This window comes from Streptomyces sp. NPDC059695, assembly GCF_042733785.1.
GTDB lineage: Bacteria > Actinomycetota > Actinomycetes > Streptomycetales > Streptomycetaceae > Streptomyces.
The window spans coordinates 66,052-83,372 of sequence record NZ_JBHWFF010000001.1 but is presented as its reverse complement, the minus strand read 5'-3'; the positions used below and the strand labels follow the sequence as shown (position 1 = coordinate 83,372).

Here is a 17,321-nt window from a genome sequence, read left to right as displayed (position 1 = left end):
GTGCCGCCCCCCCGCGGGGCCGCCCCCGCGCCGGCCCCCCCCGCGGGGCCCCCCCCCCCGGCGGGCGGGCCCGGGGGGGGGGGGCCCGCGCGGGGGCGCCCGTCGCCGAGGACGCTCAGCTGTCGGAGCGGAACGCCCCGTGGACCCGCAGGTTGCCCTGGATCGCCACCATGTCCTCGTTGACGTGCATGACCCATGCCTCGCCGGTCCGGACGGACAGGAGCCGGTTGGCGTTCACCTTCCCCAGGAACAGGGACTCGCCGTGGACGACCAGCGCGAACCGGTCGTGGTCCGTGGTCAGCTTGTCCCTGACCGTCAGGTCGTTCGCCGTCACCAGACCGCCGACGTCCAGGTTCCGCAGGGGGTGGACGTCGCCGCTGACGGACAGGTCGCCGCCGACGCCGACCTTTCCGGCGGCGTTCACCTCGCCCTCGGCGTCGAGCCGGCCGTGGACGACGAGCCGAGGGGGTCCGTCCTGGGTCTCCAGGACGTTGTCGACGGTCAGACCGCCCTGGAGGGTGAGGCGCTCCTTCACCCGGGCCCGGTGGGTGACCAGGTCGTCGAGGTCCGCCGTGCCGGCGGCGACGGTTCCCCACTGGCGGTTCCCGGCACCCTGGAACACGTTCACGCCGGCGGGCGGGAACTCGATCCAGCCGGCGCTGCCGTCCCGGCCCTGCACCCACTTGGTGTTGACGCCGTTCAGGTCGGCCCTGTCGGCGGCGACGGTTCCCCATTCCGCCTGTCCGTCCCTGCGGACGTTCACTCCGGACTGCGGGAACTCGATCCATCCCCTGCCGCCGTCGTGGTCGCCCACCCACGTGGTGTTCACGGCGTTCGCACTGATCTTGTCGGCCGTGACGGTCCCCAGACCGCTTCCCTCGCCCCGGCCGACCTCGATGCCGCCCGGCCGGAGCTCGATCCACCCGGCGCCGTCGGCGCGGCCCCGCACCCACGTGGTGCTCACCGTGTCCACCTCGGCCTTCGCGGCCGAGACGGCACCGGGCGCGTGGGAGTCGTCGTGGACCTGCACGCCCTGCGAGGTGAAGGTGACCCGACCCTTGTCCGTGGTGCCCTCCACCCACGGGGTGCGCACCCCGTGGACGGCGGTGACGCCGTCGAACTCCGGCCGGCGGAGGTGGACGGTGGTGGTGAGGAAGTAGCCGGGCTCCTGGTGCGGGGTCCGGGAGGTCGCCACCAGGGTGTAGGTGGCGTCCCGCTTCGGCTCCTCGCCCGGAGTCGGCGACCACTGCCATCCGGTCCCCGTCCGCTGCGAGACGGCTTCCGTGAGGCCGTCCGGGCCCTGGATCGTGTACGCCAGCGTGTCGGGCCCGTCCCACTGGAGGACCACGTCCCCGCCCGCGGCCACCAGGGACTCCCTGGGGCGGAAGTTGCGCGGGATCCTGGGCAGCCGCTTCAGCAGGCTCAGGGTCACGGGGTTCCTCTGGACCTTGGCGCCGTCGGCGGCCCGCTCGGTCACCTGGAGCAGGACCAGCCCCGGTTCGGCGGAGACCGGGAAGTCGTCCAGCACCAGGACGAGCGAACCGGCCTCTCTGAAGAGGGAGTTGGGCTGGGCGGTCACGGTGAGGAGGCCGTTCTTGCCGTCCCATTCCACGGTCGGGTCCTTGCCCGGCTCCGTCGCGCTGTTCTGCGAGATCCGGGCCTTGACCGCCTCCGGATCGGACGTCAGATCACCGGCCTTGCCCCCGAAGGGCACGCGGACCTCGATGGAGCGCCAGTCCACCTCGCCGTTCAGATTCGGATTGGAGACGACGATGTAGACCGCTCCCCGGGACTCCTGGCCGGACTCCGACGCCTGGAGCGGAGCGGGGTCGGTGAGGATGTCGTAAACAAGAGAAGCCACGGTTGGAACCTCCTGTTTCAGCTGTGCGGGCGCTCGCCCCCCACGGGCGCTGTCCCGTCTTCCTCCAGATTCGTCGCGCCCGACGGCCCGGGAGTCCCGATCCGACATATTCGGCGCGAACCTGATCGCTCATGGCCGAAACAGGCAAGTGCGCAGAATCCAGGGGGATGTACGCGGTGAAACCGGAGCCCCGGCGATGCCCGGTTGACTTCGAGTGCACTCCACTGCCTAGCGTCCTGGGTGATGGATCCGAACGCAGGAGGCAGCATCATGACCGACGTTTCCACCCGGCAGCTGGGCGACCTCGTGGTCTCCGCGCAGGGCCTGGGGTGCATGGGGATGAGCCACGGCTACGGAGCCTCGGACGACGAGCAGTCGATCGCGACCCTGCACCGCGCCCTCGACCTCGGGGTGACGCTCCTCGACACCGCGGACTTCTACGGCGCCGGACACAACGAGGAACTCGTCGGACGGGCCGTCGCCGGTCGCCGCGACGAGGTGGTGCTGGCCACGAAGTTCGGCTACGCCAACCGTCTGGGAGAGCCCACCCGGATCCGCGGCGACGCCGCCTATGTGCGGGAGGCGTGCGAGGCGTCGCTGCGCCGTCTCGGGGTCGACCACATCGACCTCTACTACCAGCACCGGGTCGACCCCCAGGTGCCGATCGAGGAGACCGTCGGGGCGATGGCCGAACTCGTACAGGCCGGGAAGGTCCGCCATCTCGGCCTGTCCGAAGCCGGGGCGCGGACGATCCGCCGGGCGCACGCGGTGCATCCGATCGCCGCGCTCCAGAGCGAGTGGTCGCTGTGGACCCGTGACCTGGAGGCCGAGATCGCTCCGGTCTGCCGTGAACTCGGCATCGGCCTGGTCCCGTTCTCCCCGCTCGGCCGGGGCTTCCTGACGGGACGGTACGCCTCGGTCGAGGGGATGGCCGAGACCGACGTGCGGCGCGGTCAGCCCCGCTTCGCCGACGGCAACCTCGAACGGAACCTCGCGATCGTCGCCCGGCTGAACGAGCTCGCCGAGGCGAAGGGGGTCACGACCGGCCAGCTGGCCCTGGCGTGGGTGCAGCACCGGGGCGACGACGTGGTGCCGATCCCCGGCACCCGGCGGCAGCGGAACCTGGAGGAGAACCTCGCGGCGCTGACCGTGGAGCTGACGGCCGAGGACCTCGCCGCCATCGAGGCCGCCGCCCCGCCGGAGCGGATCGCGGGCACCCGCTACGACGCCACCAGCCTGACGTTCGTCGGCAACTGAGCCGTCACGCCGCGGTCACGGACTCCGGACCCGGACGGCCGGGGTCCCCCCGCTCGTCCTGGCCCACGGTGTCGGCAGGCGCCGCTCTCGGTGGAGTTCAGTCCGTGTCGAGCTGGTGATCGGCCCACACGTAGCTCTCGGGCAGCAGGTCGGTGACGAGGACGGTCCGGACGCGGTCGCCCTCGCCGACGATGACCTTGAGGTCGGGGAAGTAGTCCAGAAGGACCTGCCGGCACCGGCCGCACGGAGGAACGACTCCCCGGTCGCGGTCGCCCACGGCGACGATCGTGTCCAGGTCGTAGGCCCCCTGGGCGGCTGCCGTGCCGATGAGGACCAGCTCGGCGCAGGGTCCTCCCGTGAAGTGGTACGCGTTCACCGCGGTGACGATCCGGCCGTCCCGGGCGCGGGCCGCGGCCGCCATGGTGTGGTTGTCGCCCCGGCAGCGGGTGCGGGCGACGTGCGCTGCGGCCTGGACGAGGTCGTGGTCGACGGGGTGCTGCGTGGTCATCTTCTCTGCCTTCGTCAGGTGCCGGACGCCGTCGACCCGAGCGACGCGGGTACGCGGGCGAGCCCGGTGCGGCCCGTGAACGAGGGCGGCCGGAACCGCCCTCACGCAGGCGAGTATCCACGAGCGTCCGGCACGGCATCTGTGGCAGCCTTCCGCCATGCCGTGGGAACTCAAGGAACACGCGGGACGCCACTTCGCCGTCCTGTTCCACTACGCCCTGCCCGACGATGCCTGGGCCGTGGAACTGAGCGAGGCCGTGCCCGCGGCGGCCGACGGGGCCGAGGATCCCGACGCCGCGGTGTCCCATCTGCCCGGCGCCGCCTTCCTGGTGACGCTCGTCCCGGACGAGGACCCGGACCTGCAGCCGACCGTCCGCGTCTGGAGCCCCGGGGAGCGCGTCGTGCCCTACGAGGTCATGCGCTGGTACATGGAGCAGGTGGCCGACCAGGTGGAACGCTGCCGCATCGCGTTCGAGCAGGGCGAGACCTGACGCGACTCGAAGATCACGGGCGGGACGGTCCTCGGTCGAGGGCTCGGTACGCGATCGGGGGAGGGACCGGTTCGGGGCGGTCCACCACGTACCCGTCGCCGTGGATCGCCTGCATCGCCCAGTGCCACGCCTCACGGTCCGACGGTGTCCCGGCCGCCGAGTGGGCGGGTCGTGTCCCGGGTGCGGGGCGCCGGTGAGGGGCCGGTCACCGGATGGCGTACCCGTCCCACAGCGGGCCGCCGGCCGTGTCCAGCACCGCCGTGACGGCCGTGGCGAAGGCCCTCGCGTCACCGGCGACCGCCTGCGGGGCGGCGGCGGACAACGCGCGGTGCGCGGACGGGTCGGCTGCGGCCAGCCGTCGTGACAGCCACTTGCCCGCGCCGAGCCAGTGCCCGCCGACCAGCAGGACCAACTCCGAGGCGCGCTCCAGGATGTGCGAGACGAGGTACAGCCGCTCCGCCGGGTCCGTACAGCCCAGCAGGTCGTCGAGCAGGTCGCTCAGGATGTACCGCCGATGGTCACGCTCGTGGTCGGAGAGCGGCGGAGGCCCCGCGGCCCAACGCGTGCGCGCCTCGTCCCGCAGGGCGGCCCCCAGCCCGTCCGTGTCCACCAGGAGCGTGCCCGTGGCGCACATGGCGAGCAGGGGCGATCTCCGCTGCGCGGTCTCCCGGTCGGCGAAGCCGTGCCAGGAGTCCTCGGTCTGTACGAAGAGCTCCACGGGCCAGTCCCGGTACACCAGGTTCTCCCGGTAGGGCGCGGGAGGCCCGGAGAGGAGAACCACCACATCCAGATCGGACTTCGGCGTCCGGTGCCCGGTCAGCACGCTGCCGGCGAGGAAGGCGGCACGGGCAGCGGGGAATCGTTCCCGCAGCAGTGCGCGGGCGGTGAGCACGGGGTCGTTCATGAGCGCAACGTACGCGTGGCGCAGATTTTTGCAGACCGTGCATTTTTGCGTACCATGCATGTATGGCAGAGGCAGTCCCTGCGTCGGGCGGGCTCAGAGAGCGCAAGAAGCGGGCCACCCGTGCCGCGTTGGTGGAGGCGGCGGTGCGTCTCGCGGCCGAGCACGGCGTCGAGAACGTCACCGTCGACGCCATCAGCGCGACGGCGGGCGTCTCCACGCGTACGTTCTTCAACTACTTCGACTCCCGCGACGAGGTCTTCGTCATGATCGGCGCGGACTCCAGCGACCGGGTCCGGCGCGCCGTCCTCGCCGCACCCGTCGAGCTCTCCCCCCTGGAGGTCCTCCGCGAGGCCCTCGCGGCCGAGCTCGGGGAGATCGAGCAGCAGCGCGAGCTGTGGCAGCTGCATGCCGAAGTCCTGCGCCGGACACCCCAGTTGCTCGCGCGCACGATCGGCGCCCACCTGGCGGACGAGGTCGAACTGGCCGAGACGCTCGCCGAGCGCATCGGCGCCGGCTCGCCGCTCTTCGCCGAGGACCGTCCCCCGCTCGCCGCCGGGGAGGACCAGGAGCGCAGGCGAGCCCTCGGGCTGTACCCCCGCCTGCTCGCCGCCGTCGGTACGACGGCCGTCCGCATCGCCGTCGAGCACTGGTCCGTCCGGCAGGACGAGGCCGCCTTCGCGGACGTCTTCCGGGAGACGTTCGAGCACCTCGCCGCGGGCCTCCCTGCGCCACCCCCTCGGGCCGACGCACCCGCCCCGTCCGACGGACGCTGACCCGCGGCCCCCGTCCCACCCGCCCACCATGAACGCCTCCCCCCTGGGGAGCGCCGCCGCCGGCCGCGCGTACGACGACGCGGGCGGTCCGGCGAACCACGCACACCGAGAGAGATGCTGTGAATTCACCAGCGGCGCCGGTCGACGCGCCACCGGCCGCCTCCATGTCCGACCGCCAGATACTCCAAGCCATGTCCGGCCTGATGGCAGGCATGTTCGTCTCCATCCTGGCCAGCACCGTGGTCGCCAACGCGCTGCCCCGGATCATCGCCGACCTCGGGGCGAGCCAGTCCTCGTACACCTGGGTCGTCACCGCCGAGCTGCTCGCCATGACGGCGACGGTGCCGCTCTGGGGCAAGCTGGCCGACCTCTACAACCAGAAGCTGCTCCTCCAGATCTCCCTAGGCCTGTTCGTGGTCGGCTCCCTCCTCGCCGGGTTCTCCCACGAAGTCGGGCTGCTGATCTTCAGCCGTGTCGCCCAGGGCATCGGCGCCGGCGGTCTGACCGCCCTCGCGCAGGTCGTGATGGCGGCGATCATCCCGCCGCGCAGGCTCGGCAAGTACGCCGGCATCTTCGGTGCCGTCTTCGCCGTCGGCACCGTCGCCGGACCGCTCATCGGAGGCGTCCTGGTGGACACCTCCTGGCTGGGCTGGCGCTGGTGCTTCTTCATCGGCGTCCCGTTCGCCCTGCTCGCCATCGTGCTGCTCCAGCGGACGCTGAAGCTGCCCACGACCCGCCGCGAGGCGAAGATCGACTACCTCGGCGCGTTCCTGATCGTCGCCGGAGTCTGCGCGCTGCTCATCTGGGTCTCGCTCGCCGGCAACAGCTTCGAGTGGGCCTCCTGGCAGACCGCGGCCCTGACCGGCGGCGGACTGGTGCTGCTCGTCGCGGCGGTGTTCGTCGAGTCCAGGGTCGCCGAGCCGATCATCCCGCTCGGCATCTTCCGCAACCGCACCGTGGCGCTCACCACCGTCGCCAGCCTCTTCGTCGGACTCGCGATGTTCGGCGGCACCGTCTTCCTGTCGCAGTACTTCCAGATCTCCCTGGGCAAGTCCCCGACGGTCGCCGGCCTCATGAGCCTGCCCATGATCATGGGACTCCTGCTCTCCTCCACCGTCGCCGGGCAGATCATCAGCAAGACCGGCCGGTGGAAGGCCTACCTGGTGGCCGGCGGCGCCACGATGACGGCCGGTCTCGGTCTTCTCTCCACGATCGGCTCCGACACGAGCTTCGGGCTGATCAGCGTCTACATGGCCGTCATGGGCATCGGCGTCGGCATGCTGATGCAGAACCTGGTCCTGGCCGCGCAGAACGACGTGGCGGCCACCGAACTGGGCGCCGCCACCTCCGTCCTCTCCTTCTTCCGGAGCCTCGGCGGCACCATCGGCACCAGCGTGCTCGGTGCCATCCTGGCCAACCGCGTGGCCTCGGAGATCACCAAGGGCCTCACCGACGCCGGAGTCCCCGCCGGCGCAGGCGGGGCCGGACACGGCGCCATGCCGGACATGGCGACCCTCCCCGCCCCGATCCGCGCGATCGTGGAGCACGCGTACGGCGTCGCCACGGGCGAGATCTTCCTCGTCGCGACCCCGTTCGCGCTGCTCGCGCTCCTCTGCGTCGTCTTCGTCAAGGAGAAGCCGCTGAAGACCACCAGCGGTCTGCAGCGGCTCGCCGACGAGGCGGACGGCGCCGCGACCGACGCCCCGGCGCAGCCGGTCGGCACCGGCTGACCGATCCGGCCCCGCACGGACAAGGCCTCTCCCGCCCTCAGGGGTGGGGGAGGCCTTCTCCGACCGCCTCGGAGCGGACGGCGTCGCGCCGGGCGTACCGGGCCGGCGAGTCGGCGACGCCCTGCTCCACGGTCAGGGCGGGCTCCCGGTCGAGGAGTTCACGGGCGCCCAGGCCTGCGGGCCAAGGTGTGTACGAGGCGGCCGACGTCCCGGTACGGGCTGCGCCGGGAGGCCGTCCATTCGAGGGCGAGCGCGGCGTCGTACGCGGCCCTCCCCGGAGCCCATGAGGCGTCGAGGTGGTCGTGGAAGATCCGTACGCCCTGCCAGGGCAGCGGAGCGAGCCCGTGCCCGGCCGCGAGCCCGTCGAGCGCCTCGGCGGTGTCGCCGCGGGTCTCCAGACCGAGGTTGCCGGGACTGCCGTCCGCTCCCGAGGCGATGAGCCGGTGCGCGCCCGCGGCGTCACCGGACAGGGCCTCGCGCATCCCGATGGCCCGGCGGTTCTTCGTGAGGATGCTCAGCAGGCCGCCGGGCGCCACGTGTCCGGCCAGCCGGGCGACCGCCTCCCCGGGGTCGTCCAGGTACATCAGCACCCCGTGGCAGCAGACTCCGTCGAATGCCCCACGGCCGGGGGCGAGGCTGTCGATGCCTGCCTCGACCAGCTCCACGCGCTCGCGGAGTTCCGGCAGCGCCACGAGCCGGCCTGCCGTGAGCGCGAGCATGCGGGGGTCCGGGTCGACGCCGGTCACCCGGTGTCCCGCGGCGGCGAGCCGGATCGTCATCTCACCGTTCCCGCAGCCCACGTCCAGGATCCGTACGGGTGACGCGGGCAGTTCGGCGCGCAGGCGGCGCTCCACTAGGTCGTGGCGCAGCCGGCCGCGGGCGCTGCCGGAATGCTCGGCATAGGCGGCGCCGACGGCGGAGAAGCCGGTCAACGGGACCACCCCGTCTCCGTGTAGGGCCGGCCGGCCCGGATGCCTTCGAGCGCCGCGCGGGTGTAGGGGACGATCGCGTCCGGGAGGCCGTCGACGTCCGCGTACCGCCAGGCGACGGTCTTGTCCGGTTCCCGCAGCTCGGGTGTGCCCTCCCAGGAGTGCGCGCGGAAGAAGAGCTGGATCCTGGGCCGGCCACCGGGGCGGTCGACCGCGTGCACCGTGTGGACGAGGGAGAGGGCGTCCTGCCCGATGACCAGCCCCGCCTCCTCGTGGGCCTCGCGCACCAGGCATGCCGTCGCCGCCTCGTACTCGCAGTGACCTGCGAGGACGTGCCACAACCCGCCCGCGTACGCCGAGTCCGGATGGCGCAGGCCGAGCAGGACCTTCCCGCCCTGTTCGAGGACCAGATGGACGCCGACGATGTGGAGTTCGGTGCCAGGGGGCGCTCCCGCGACCAGGGGCCGCGTGCCGTTCGAGCAGCTCCCGGGTGGACGGGAGCATGGTCAGGTACGGCAGCTGCTCAGGGCTCCGCCAGGCGAGGAGCTGGCCCTCGGTCAACGACAGCGTGCCGGGGTCACCGGTCCACTCGCCGGTGAACAGCTGCACGGGGACGAGGGTTCCGTCGGTGCCGGTCGTGTGGCCGACCTCGTACGGCCGGAGGCCGGGGATCTCCAGACCGGCCTCTTCGCGCAGCTCACGGACGACCGTGTCGCGCAGGGTCGCGTCCTCCGGTTCCCGGCCCCCGCCGAGCAGGTCCCAGCATCCCGGAGCCCAGATCCCGGGCTTCACGTCCCTCAGGTGCAGCAGGTACCGGCCCTGGCCGTCGTGGATCACGGCGCCCGCGTTCACCGGCATGATCGCGTGCTCCAGGGCGGCGTCGCGGAGCTTCGCGCGCAGGGTCGGCGACCCGACCTCGTCCTGCGGCAGCCAGACGGCTCCCGAGACCTCCTCGTCCTGGAGGAGGAGCCGGGGGCCGCCGGCCGCCGCCACACGGAACACGAAGCGGAAGTCGTAGTGCTCGTGCGGGCTCTCTCCCTCCCGCGCGTCGGCCTCGATCCGGTGGACGTCGACGTCGATCGGCGCGTGCCCGAACTCCGGTGCGAGGACGAGGTGGGAGGGAGGGATGCCGGTCTCCTCGGCGATCTCCCGCAGGGCGGCCGCCAGGAGGGTGGCGTCCCCGGACTCGACGTGGCCGCCGGGAGTGAGCAGCAGCCCGGAGGCCCGGTGCTCGACGTGCAGGATCCGCCCGTCGGCGTCGACGACGACACCGGAGCACGTGATGTGGCCGGGCAGCGTGTCACGGCGCGTCGGGTCCTCCTCCGCGTCGAGCGCGGCGAGGAGTCCGGAGAGCGCCTCGCGCTCGGCGGGGTGCCGGGCCAGGTACTCCGCGACGGTGGAGCGCAGGTGGTCGCGGGACGGGCGCGTGCCGGCGCCCGGCGTCCCGTCGGACGTGGCAGCGGCGGCCGGCGCGGGGGAAGCGTGGTCATCGGCGGTGGCGGGGGACTGGAGCATGGTTCCTCCTCGGTGTCGCCCCACCCGCAGGAGGACGGGTGGGGCGGGGGCGATCAGCGGTCCTGGGAGAGTTCCAGCAGCTCGGCGAAGGTTCCGCCGCCGTGGACGAGGTCGTCGTACCGGCCCTGCTCGGTGATCCGGCCGTGCTCCATCACCACGATGTGGTCCGCGATCCGGGTGTTCTCCAGGCGGTGGGTGACCACGATCGTGATGCGGTCGCCCGCGATGGACTTGATCCGCTCGAAGATCTGGTGTTCACCGCGCGGGTCCATCTGGGAGGTGGGTTCGTCGAGGATCAACAGCCCGGGGCGCCGGTACAGGGCCCGCGAGCACGCGATGCGCTGCCACTGGCCGCCGGAGAGCTCCGTGCCGCCGAAGACGTCGCGCGACAGGAGGGTGTCGAGACCCGCGGGCAGGTCCTCGACGGCCTCGCGGAGCCCCACCGCGTCGACGGCCTCCCATACCGGGACGTCGTCGTGGGTACGGGGCTGGCCGAGGGTGATGTTCTCGCGGACGCGCAGCGGCCACTGGGCGAAGATCTGCGGCACCAGACCGGTGTCGGTCCACACCGTGGCGGGGTCCACCTCGGCGAGGTCCGTGCCGTTCCACGTGACCTTTCCCTTGTCGGCCAGGTAGATGCCCGTCAGCAGTCGGGTGAGCGTGGACTTTCCGGATCCGTTCGCGCCGACGATCGCGAGGATCTGGCCGCGCCGCAGGGCGAGGGAGACACCGTCGACCGCGGGCTTGTCCTTGCCCGGGTACTGGTAGACGACCTCGTCGAGCCGGATCTCCTCCAGCGGCGCGGCGTGGACGCGGGGCCCGCGGCGCGGCGCACGGGCGGCGGCGTCGTCGAGGAAGGACTGCATGTCGCTCAGGTACAGGCTGGTGTGGAAGAGCGCGGCACCGTACGTGACGACCTGGGACAGCGCGGCGAGCGTCGTCTGGACGGCGATGACGGCCGTCGCGGCGACCGCGAGCGCGATGCGTCCGGTCACCGCGAGCCAGGCCAGGGCGCCCCAGGTCGCGACGAGGAAGACCCCGCCCGCGAGCGCGGACAGCAGGGCGATCCGCAGCGTGCGCGGGGCGGCGGCCAGGGTGCGGCGGTCGCACCGGTCGGACAGGGCGCGATACCAGAAGACGAGGTAGTCGGTCATCGAGTTGGCGCGGACCTCGTCGCCGTACTTGGAGGTGGTCGCCCACCAGCGCATCATCCCCCTGACGTTGCGGTCCGCCACGTTGGCGTAGTGGATCTCGTAGTCGACTCGAGCGGCCAGAACGGCGCCGACACCGGCCGGCAGCACGGCGAGCAGGAGCAGCGGCAGCATCATCGGGTTCAGCACCGACAGCACGCCGCCCGCGGTGACCATACGGATCAGCGAGGACAGGAACCTCTGTGCGTCGCTGACCATCACATGGGTGCGGATCACCCCCATCTCGGCCGCCTCGTGCCGGTCCGAGAACCCGTCCTCCGCGTACGCGGACGCCTCGACCCGGCACACCGCCTCGACCAGGGCGCTGTCGGTCTCCGTCGTCAGACGTGGGGTGATCCGCCGCTCCGCGTACGCGGCCACCGCCGCCGCGCCGCGCCCCAGCCCGGCGGCGAACGCGACCACGAGCAGCGCCGGGACGGCTCCGCGCAGCCTGTCACCGGCGGAGCCGTCGCCCAGGACGGGCTGCATGGTGCGCGCGGTGGCCGTCAGCAGCACGGCGGCCGAAAGCCCCGTGACCGCCTGGCAGACGAGCAGCAGCTGCACGGCCCGCCGGTCGGTCCGCCACGACAACCGGGCGATCCGGCCCAGGACGGCCGGGAGCTGCCGGCACATCCGCCGGAAGGAGACCTCGGCGAGCGGATTGACGGAGTACTGGCCGCTGTACGTGATCTCCGCGGGCGGGGGCGGCGGGGGAGCGGCGGCGGTCTGCTGTGGACGGGAGGCGGCCGAGTTCAAGGGGGGTCCTCCTGGCAGTGGTCCGGCGTGGTCGTCAGGTTCAACGAGACCGTCGGGATATCGAACACATGTGTTTCGGTCGGCCTCGGAACCCCGGGATTCCGCGCGTGGCGGAGCATGGGGGATGCATCGACCCGCCTCCGGCAACAGGGTTCGAAGGAAGCGGTGTTGGCCGAAACGCCGGTGGTGGCCCGCGCGGACCCGGGCCCGCCCCGTCGCCCCCTCCGACGCGGCGGACGGACCGAGGGGCGGGTGGTCGGAGACGGGTCGTCAGAGTCGCTCAGGGTGCGACGGGGTCGCCCTCACCGAGCTCGAGCCACCACACACCGTCGGCGCGCGACAGGTACAGCGTCTGCCGCTCGCCGCCGGTGAAGCGGAGGTCGACGGCGGCGAGATCGGGCACGACCGGATCGGCGACCGTCGCCGTGACCGGCTGATCCGCGACGTCCCGGTACTCGGCGACGAGGGCTTCAGCGGCCTCGCGCCGGCCGGTGAACCAGGGGGCGCCGAGGTCGGCCAGGCCGGCGGCGTCGCCGGCGGCGAGGCGCTGCACGGAGGCCCTGATGAGGAGGTCCGTCTCTTCGGCGACCTCCGCCGCGTCGGGGTGGTCCGACGCGGCGGCACGGACGGTGACGATCACCGCGGGGGACTCGCGCAGGGCGTACGGAGCGGGGTCCCGGAGCTGCCACCACGCGACTGCGCCCGCACCCAGGAACAGGGCGCATGCCGCGGCCGCCACCCGTCGTGCCCCCATGGTCCCCCCCTGTGCCACAAGCCCTGACGGGCACTCCGCGAGATCCTCGCACGAGCACGGTTCAGGTGTTCGCCTCACCCACGCGGTGACGTCCTCGAAGCCCGCCGACCTGGGCGGCTCCTGCGACGAACGCCTCGTCCGAGGGCTTCGGTCAGCCCTGCCACACTCCCTCGCGCATCACGATCCTGTCCCGCAGCTCCGGTACTCCGCGCCAGGCGCGCACCGTCCGTGGCGCCACGCGCAGATACACGTAGGGGGCCTCTTCCAGGCGGGGGTCCCAGCCGAACTTCCCCGCGAACGCGTCCCCGGCCTCCTCCGGCACCTCCTGTGCGGAGAAGCACGTCGCCTCCCCCTGCATCAGCACCACGTCGAGGGCGTCCGGCAGCCCCAGCCGTACGCGCGGTTCCGCGCGGGCGTTGCGCACGGTCGCGGAGTGCGCTGCGGTGCACATCCACACCGCCCGCCCGTCCCACAGGAACCACAGGGGCACCTGATGCGGGCCGTGGTCGGGATGGGCCGTCGACACCCAGATGTCGCGCTCCGAGGCGAGCCGTTCCAGGGTGTCCCGCGTGCGCTCCGCCGTGTCGCGGCGGACGTTCTTCGTACCGTGCATGGGAGCCGACCCTAGCCAGCGGGTTCGGCGCGCACATGGGGCGCAGGTCCTACGTCCGGAGTCGGAAGGCGGCGCCGGGGGTCTCCGGACGGACGGTCCGGGGTGCCTGCCAGGCGGGCAGCGCGCGCAGCGATGCCGCCGCGACGGCCCGCCGGTCGAGCTCCGCACCCTCGACGAGCACCTCGTACCACTCGCCGCGCAGCGGATCGGGTACGGGGACACAGCGCAGGCCGACGCCCGGGACGGAGCGGCGCAGGGCGGTCTCGATGCCGGAGAGCGCGGCCGTCCCGCCGTTGATCTCGATCGGCGCTTCCCGTCGTCCGGCGAGACGGTAGCTACGCGGGCCGGTGACGGTCACCAGGTCGTCCAGGACGTGCTCGGGCGACGGCCGGCCGTCGCCGCGGACCGCGATCCGCGGGCTGCGGACGGCCAGGGGTACGGGCGCGGGTGCCGCCGGTGCGGCGTCCCGGCGCGGGGCGAAGGCCACGTCGGGCGCGAGCGTGAAGTCCCAATCACCGTCCGCGCGGGTGCCGACCAGGCCCGTCTCGGCGGAACTGTGCACCTCGATCAGGGACAGCCGCGGGACGGCGCGGCGTACCGCCAGGGCGTCGTCCGGGAGGGGCGCGGTGCCGTGCACGACCGTGAGCCGTTCGTATCCGCGCAGCTCCCGCAGCGAACGCCGCAGCCGCTCCCAGGTGGACGGAACGGCCACGAACAGCGGACGGTGCGCTTCGGGCGGCAGCGGATCGACGGTCCGCGCGTAGTGGGCGCGGCGTCCGAGCAGCGCGGGTACGAGGCAGCCGAACAGGAACCCGTGCGGATCGCGCAGCGGGGCGTGGACGACGAAGAGGTCCGCGGATGCGGCCGCCAGGAGCTCCGCGCCGTGTCGGGCTTCCCGGACGAGCTGTTCACGGGTCCGCCACCAGACGACGGGGACGCCCGTGGTGCCGGACGCCTCGAACGGCAGCCGGGGCGGGAGCACGGCGAGCAGGTCACCGTCGTCTCGGATGCCGAGGTCCGCCCAGTCCACGCCGTGTCCGAAGGGCGTCGCGCGCCGGGCCAGTACGTCGTCGAGGCGCAGCGCGGCCGAGGGCCCCGTGGTGGCGGTCGTCATGTCAGCACTCTCCGCTCAGGACGGCGGCGTCGGCCGTCGGGTCGAGGTCGGCGTGGACGAGGCGGCCGCGCGTTCCTGGATGCGGCCGGGATCCAGCACCGACGACCCTGCCGCACGAGGCGCGGGAAACGACAGGGCGGACGGACGACTGCAATGGCGGGCAACACGATTGCAATGACTGATTAACACTCAGGTGCCGGGCCTCCCGAACCGTGGATGCGTCGGGCAGCCGAAAGGAACCGAGTCGACAGGTCCGGCACGATCAGGATGCCGCCCTGGACCGAGCGCACGCCGTCTGCCCGGACGGGTTCTGACGGCGCGGCGGCTTCGCATGCCGTACCCGGCCTCCTCTGCGAGCCTGGAACCGGCGACCGCGTCCGGTGGCGGTCGGCACGACCAGGGAAGGACCGGCCCATGACGACCTTCGTGCTGATCCACGGAGCGGGGGACAGCGCCTGGAGCTGGCACCTGGTGGAAGCCGCGCTGCGCGAGCGGGGGCACGACGTCGTGGCCCCGGACCTGCCCAGCGATGACGAGGGGGTGACCTGGAGCGAGTACGCCGACACCGTGGTCGAGGCGATCGGAGACCGGACCGGCCTGACCGTCGTCGGCCATTCCCTCGGCGGCTTCACCGCGCCCCTGGTGGCCGGCCGTGTGGCCGCCGACCTCCTCGTCTTCGTCGCCGGCATGATCCCGCGGCCCGGCGAGAGCGCGAACGAGTGGTGGGCAGCCACGGGCCACAGCGACCTCGTCCGCACCGCCGAGGAGGAGCTGTTCTACCACGACGTCCCGCCCGAACTGGCCGCCGAGGCCCGGCGGCGCGCGCGGATCCAGCGAGAGACCCCGATGGACCGCCCCTGGCCGCTGGAGCGGTGGCCTTCCGTCCGTTGCCGGGTGCTTCTCGGGCGGGACGACCGCTTCCTGCCCCAGGAGTGGAGCCGTCGCGTCGCGAGGGACCGCCTCGGCGTCGAGGCCGACGTGATGGACGGCGGCCACTGCCTCCCCCTCAGCCGCCCGGGGGAGCTGGCCGACAGGCTGGAGCGCTACGCCGCGGCCGGGTAGGGACGCCGGCGGTCGTCACCCAGGCGGGTGGTTGCTCTTTGTGTTCACTTCGATACCGAGGGATAGGATCGCGGGCGTGCCGCAGCCGAGCGGCGGATCCAGACAGGGGTGTCCCCATGGCCGTCATCGTCACCTTCGCCTTCCCCGGCGCCGGACAGGAGCTCTACGACGCGGTCATCGCGCGTGTGACCGGCGGGCGGGGCTTCACGCGGTTCGCGGATCTGGGGAACCCGGGGCTCCTCTCCCACGCGGCGGGCCCGGCACACGACGGGTTCCATGTGACCGAGGTCTGGGAGAGCGAGGAGGCCCTCGAAGCCCATGCGAAGACCTTCGGTCCGATCCTGGCCGACCTCGGCCACGCCGACGTGCGGCCCACGATCTTCCCGGCCCACAACTTCGTCGTCCACTGAAACGTCGCTCCACTCCAAGAGCCGTCGGTACGCGAGGACAGCTCAGGCCGAGCCCGAACGCCCCTCCCCGCCCCGGGCCCACCAGGTCCGGGGCGACACGCTGCCAACGGCCTTTCCCCGCACCGCCATCGCGCACACCACCACCGCCGCCACCCCGTACGAGACGGTCGTCGCCGCAGGCCCCGCCGTGGGACCGGCCAGATAGGCGAAGGACCCGGCGAGGGCGACACCCAGCCACTCCCCGCGGCCGTCGAGCGCCACGAGCGCGACGAGCAGAAGCGCGTACCAGGAGTAGCCGGGCGTGAGGAGCAGGAAGGCCGTGCCCGTCGTGAACAGTGCGCCCCGCCAGGGCCGTTCAGGGTCGCCCCGCCACCAGACCCCCACCGCCGCGCCGGCCATGACGACCACCGTCGCGGGAAGGGCCCAGGCGTCGGGCAGGACGAGCCGCAGCAGCGCGTAACGGCCGCCCGCGCCCGCGTCGTCGTACCCCTCCTCCTGCGCGTAGCCGCCCAGGTATCCGAAGACCGACCCGTCCGACGTCAGCACGTACGGCAGATACAGCCCCCCGACCGTCGCCACCGCGGGCACCAGCACCGCGAGGGCCGCCCGAGACCGTCGCGCGCCGGACAGCATCCCCGGGAGCAGGAGCCCCGGCAGCAGCTTCGCGGCGACGGCGAGCCCGAGCAAGACCCCGCCGACGGCACGCCGACGCGCGACGACGGTGAGGGCGGCGACCGAGAACAGGACGGCGAGGACGTCCACATGGGCGTTGTCGACGGCCTCGACGGGAACGGCCGGACACCAGGCCCAGAGGGCCGCCCGCCGCGGATCGCCCCGCCGGCGCAGCGCGGCGACCAGCACGCCGGTCACGGCGAGGGAGAGGACGGCGCAGGCGGCCTGGAACGCCTTGTGGCGGGCATCGGACGGCGAGACGGCATGGACCAGGAGGAACCACCCTTCGGCGACCGGAGGGTAGATCGTGTGCACCGCGGGACGGTTGATCCGGGTGCACCCGCCGTCGGCGAGCGGCGACAGGTCGCGGCCGTGCGCGCAGTCGGCCGGACCGGGGAAGAGCCAGGGGTCGCGCAGGCCGACGAGCGCCCGATCGCCGGGTGCGTGGTCGTACGGAGAGATCCCGGCGGCCTGCACCCTGCCGTCCCACGCGTACCGGAAGGAGTCGGTGCTCGTACGCGGCGCCGACACCAGGCCGGTGGCGGTGACCACGACCGCCCCGGCCAGGACCAGCGGAACCACCGCCCGCCCGGGGACCCGGTACAGCGCGACGATCGCCGCCGCGAACAGCGCCCAGGCGCCCCCGTAACCGGCCAGGAACCCGACACCGGTCGCGCCCCCGGCGAGCAGGGCGGCGAGGGCGGCGGCGAGGCCCGCCAGGAACAGCACGGCGGCCAGGAGAGCACGGGACATGGACGCAGCGTGGCAGTACGCCGGTCACCC

The 17,321-nt window shown here is 73.0% G+C and carries 15 protein-coding genes and 2 pseudogenes; 6 read left to right on the top strand and 11 right to left on the bottom strand.

The window, feature by feature from the left end; genetic code table 11:
- Nucleotides 1-115: 115 nt before the first annotated feature.
- Nucleotides 116-1,861 carry a hypothetical protein gene (locus ACFV2S_RS00370; protein ID WP_385552601.1) on the bottom strand — a complete coding sequence of 582 codons (1,746 nt, stop codon included), beginning with the start codon at nucleotides 1,859-1,861 and terminating at the stop codon, nucleotides 116-118.
- Nucleotides 1,862-2,131: 270 nt separating this feature from the next.
- Between ACFV2S_RS00370 and ACFV2S_RS00365 the strand changes: the two genes are divergently transcribed.
- Nucleotides 2,132-3,118, top strand: a complete 987-nt coding sequence (locus tag ACFV2S_RS00365) for an aldo/keto reductase (protein ID WP_385552598.1) — start codon at nucleotides 2,132-2,134, stop codon at nucleotides 3,116-3,118.
- A gap of 97 nt (nucleotides 3,119-3,215) precedes the next feature.
- Here ACFV2S_RS00365 and ACFV2S_RS00360 read toward each other — a convergent pair whose 3' ends face one another.
- Nucleotides 3,216-3,626 (bottom strand): cytidine deaminase family protein, encoded by a 411-nt coding sequence (locus tag ACFV2S_RS00360; RefSeq protein ID WP_385552595.1) that lies wholly within the window; start codon nucleotides 3,624-3,626, stop codon nucleotides 3,216-3,218.
- A gap of 157 nt (nucleotides 3,627-3,783) precedes the next feature.
- On the opposite strand from ACFV2S_RS00360, the gene ACFV2S_RS00355 reads away from it, so the two are divergent.
- A complete protein-coding gene (locus ACFV2S_RS00355) occupies nucleotides 3,784-4,116 on the top strand; it encodes a hypothetical protein (protein ID WP_385552592.1) in 333 nt (110 codons plus the stop codon).
- Nucleotides 4,117-4,321: 205 nt separating this feature from the next.
- Here ACFV2S_RS00355 and ACFV2S_RS00350 read toward each other — a convergent pair whose 3' ends face one another.
- Nucleotides 4,322-5,020 (bottom strand): nucleotidyltransferase domain-containing protein, encoded by a 699-nt coding sequence (locus ACFV2S_RS00350; protein WP_385552589.1) that lies wholly within the window; start codon nucleotides 5,018-5,020, stop codon nucleotides 4,322-4,324.
- Nucleotides 5,021-5,082: 62 nt separating this feature from the next.
- Here ACFV2S_RS00350 and ACFV2S_RS00345 point away from each other — a divergent pair, with 62 nt between their 5' ends.
- Together ACFV2S_RS00345 and ACFV2S_RS00340 are read left to right on the top strand one after the other, a co-directional pair.
- Nucleotides 5,083-5,793, top strand: coding sequence for a TetR family transcriptional regulator (locus ACFV2S_RS00345; RefSeq protein WP_385552586.1), 711 nt, complete (start codon nucleotides 5,083-5,085; stop codon nucleotides 5,791-5,793).
- 164 nt (nucleotides 5,794-5,957) lie between these two features.
- Nucleotides 5,958-7,523 carry an MDR family MFS transporter gene (locus tag ACFV2S_RS00340; RefSeq protein WP_385553544.1) on the top strand — a complete coding sequence of 522 codons (1,566 nt, stop codon included), beginning with the start codon at nucleotides 5,958-5,960 and terminating at the stop codon, nucleotides 7,521-7,523.
- Nucleotides 7,524-7,681: 158 nt separating this feature from the next.
- Here the strand turns inward: ACFV2S_RS00340 and ACFV2S_RS00335 are convergent.
- The 7 genes and pseudogenes from ACFV2S_RS00335 to ACFV2S_RS00305 form a co-directional block, all read right to left on the bottom strand.
- A pseudogene (locus ACFV2S_RS00335) lies at nucleotides 7,682-8,374 on the bottom strand (class I SAM-dependent methyltransferase); the annotation flags it as partial.
- 77 nt (nucleotides 8,375-8,451) lie between these two features.
- Entirely contained in the window at nucleotides 8,452-8,826 is a 375-nt protein-coding gene (locus ACFV2S_RS00330; RefSeq protein ID WP_385553542.1) for an NUDIX domain-containing protein, read from the bottom strand.
- A 160-nt stretch (nucleotides 8,827-8,986) separates the two neighbouring features.
- A pseudogene (locus tag ACFV2S_RS00325) lies at nucleotides 8,987-9,967 on the bottom strand (NUDIX domain-containing protein); the annotation flags it as partial.
- A gap of 53 nt (nucleotides 9,968-10,020) precedes the next feature.
- A complete protein-coding gene (locus tag ACFV2S_RS00320) occupies nucleotides 10,021-11,913 on the bottom strand; it encodes an ATP-binding cassette domain-containing protein (RefSeq protein WP_385552583.1) in 1,893 nt (630 codons plus the stop codon).
- A 280-nt stretch (nucleotides 11,914-12,193) separates the two neighbouring features.
- The gene (locus ACFV2S_RS00315) at nucleotides 12,194-12,667 is read right to left on the bottom strand and encodes a hypothetical protein (protein ID WP_385552580.1); all 474 of its coding nucleotides are present in this window, start codon (nucleotides 12,665-12,667) and stop codon (nucleotides 12,194-12,196) included.
- A 151-nt stretch (nucleotides 12,668-12,818) separates the two neighbouring features.
- Nucleotides 12,819-13,280 carry a pyridoxamine 5'-phosphate oxidase family protein gene (locus ACFV2S_RS00310; protein WP_385552577.1) on the bottom strand — a complete coding sequence of 154 codons (462 nt, stop codon included), beginning with the start codon at nucleotides 13,278-13,280 and terminating at the stop codon, nucleotides 12,819-12,821.
- Nucleotides 13,281-13,329: 49 nt separating this feature from the next.
- The gene (locus tag ACFV2S_RS00305; protein ID WP_385552574.1) at nucleotides 13,330-14,394 is read right to left on the bottom strand and encodes a hypothetical protein; all 1,065 of its coding nucleotides are present in this window, start codon (nucleotides 14,392-14,394) and stop codon (nucleotides 13,330-13,332) included.
- A 414-nt stretch (nucleotides 14,395-14,808) separates the two neighbouring features.
- Here ACFV2S_RS00305 and ACFV2S_RS00300 point away from each other — a divergent pair, with 414 nt between their 5' ends.
- Complete coding sequence (locus ACFV2S_RS00300; protein ID WP_385552571.1) at nucleotides 14,809-15,456, top strand: alpha/beta fold hydrolase; 648 nt, start codon at nucleotides 14,809-14,811, stop codon at nucleotides 15,454-15,456.
- 116 nt (nucleotides 15,457-15,572) lie between these two features.
- Nucleotides 15,573-15,866 carry a hypothetical protein gene (locus ACFV2S_RS00295; protein ID WP_385552568.1) on the top strand — a complete coding sequence of 98 codons (294 nt, stop codon included), beginning with the start codon at nucleotides 15,573-15,575 and terminating at the stop codon, nucleotides 15,864-15,866.
- 42 nt (nucleotides 15,867-15,908) lie between these two features.
- Here ACFV2S_RS00295 and ACFV2S_RS00290 read toward each other — a convergent pair whose 3' ends face one another.
- Nucleotides 15,909-17,291, bottom strand: coding sequence for a glycosyltransferase 87 family protein (locus ACFV2S_RS00290; RefSeq protein WP_385552565.1), 1,383 nt, complete (start codon nucleotides 17,289-17,291; stop codon nucleotides 15,909-15,911).
- Nucleotides 17,292-17,321 lie beyond the last annotated feature (30 nt).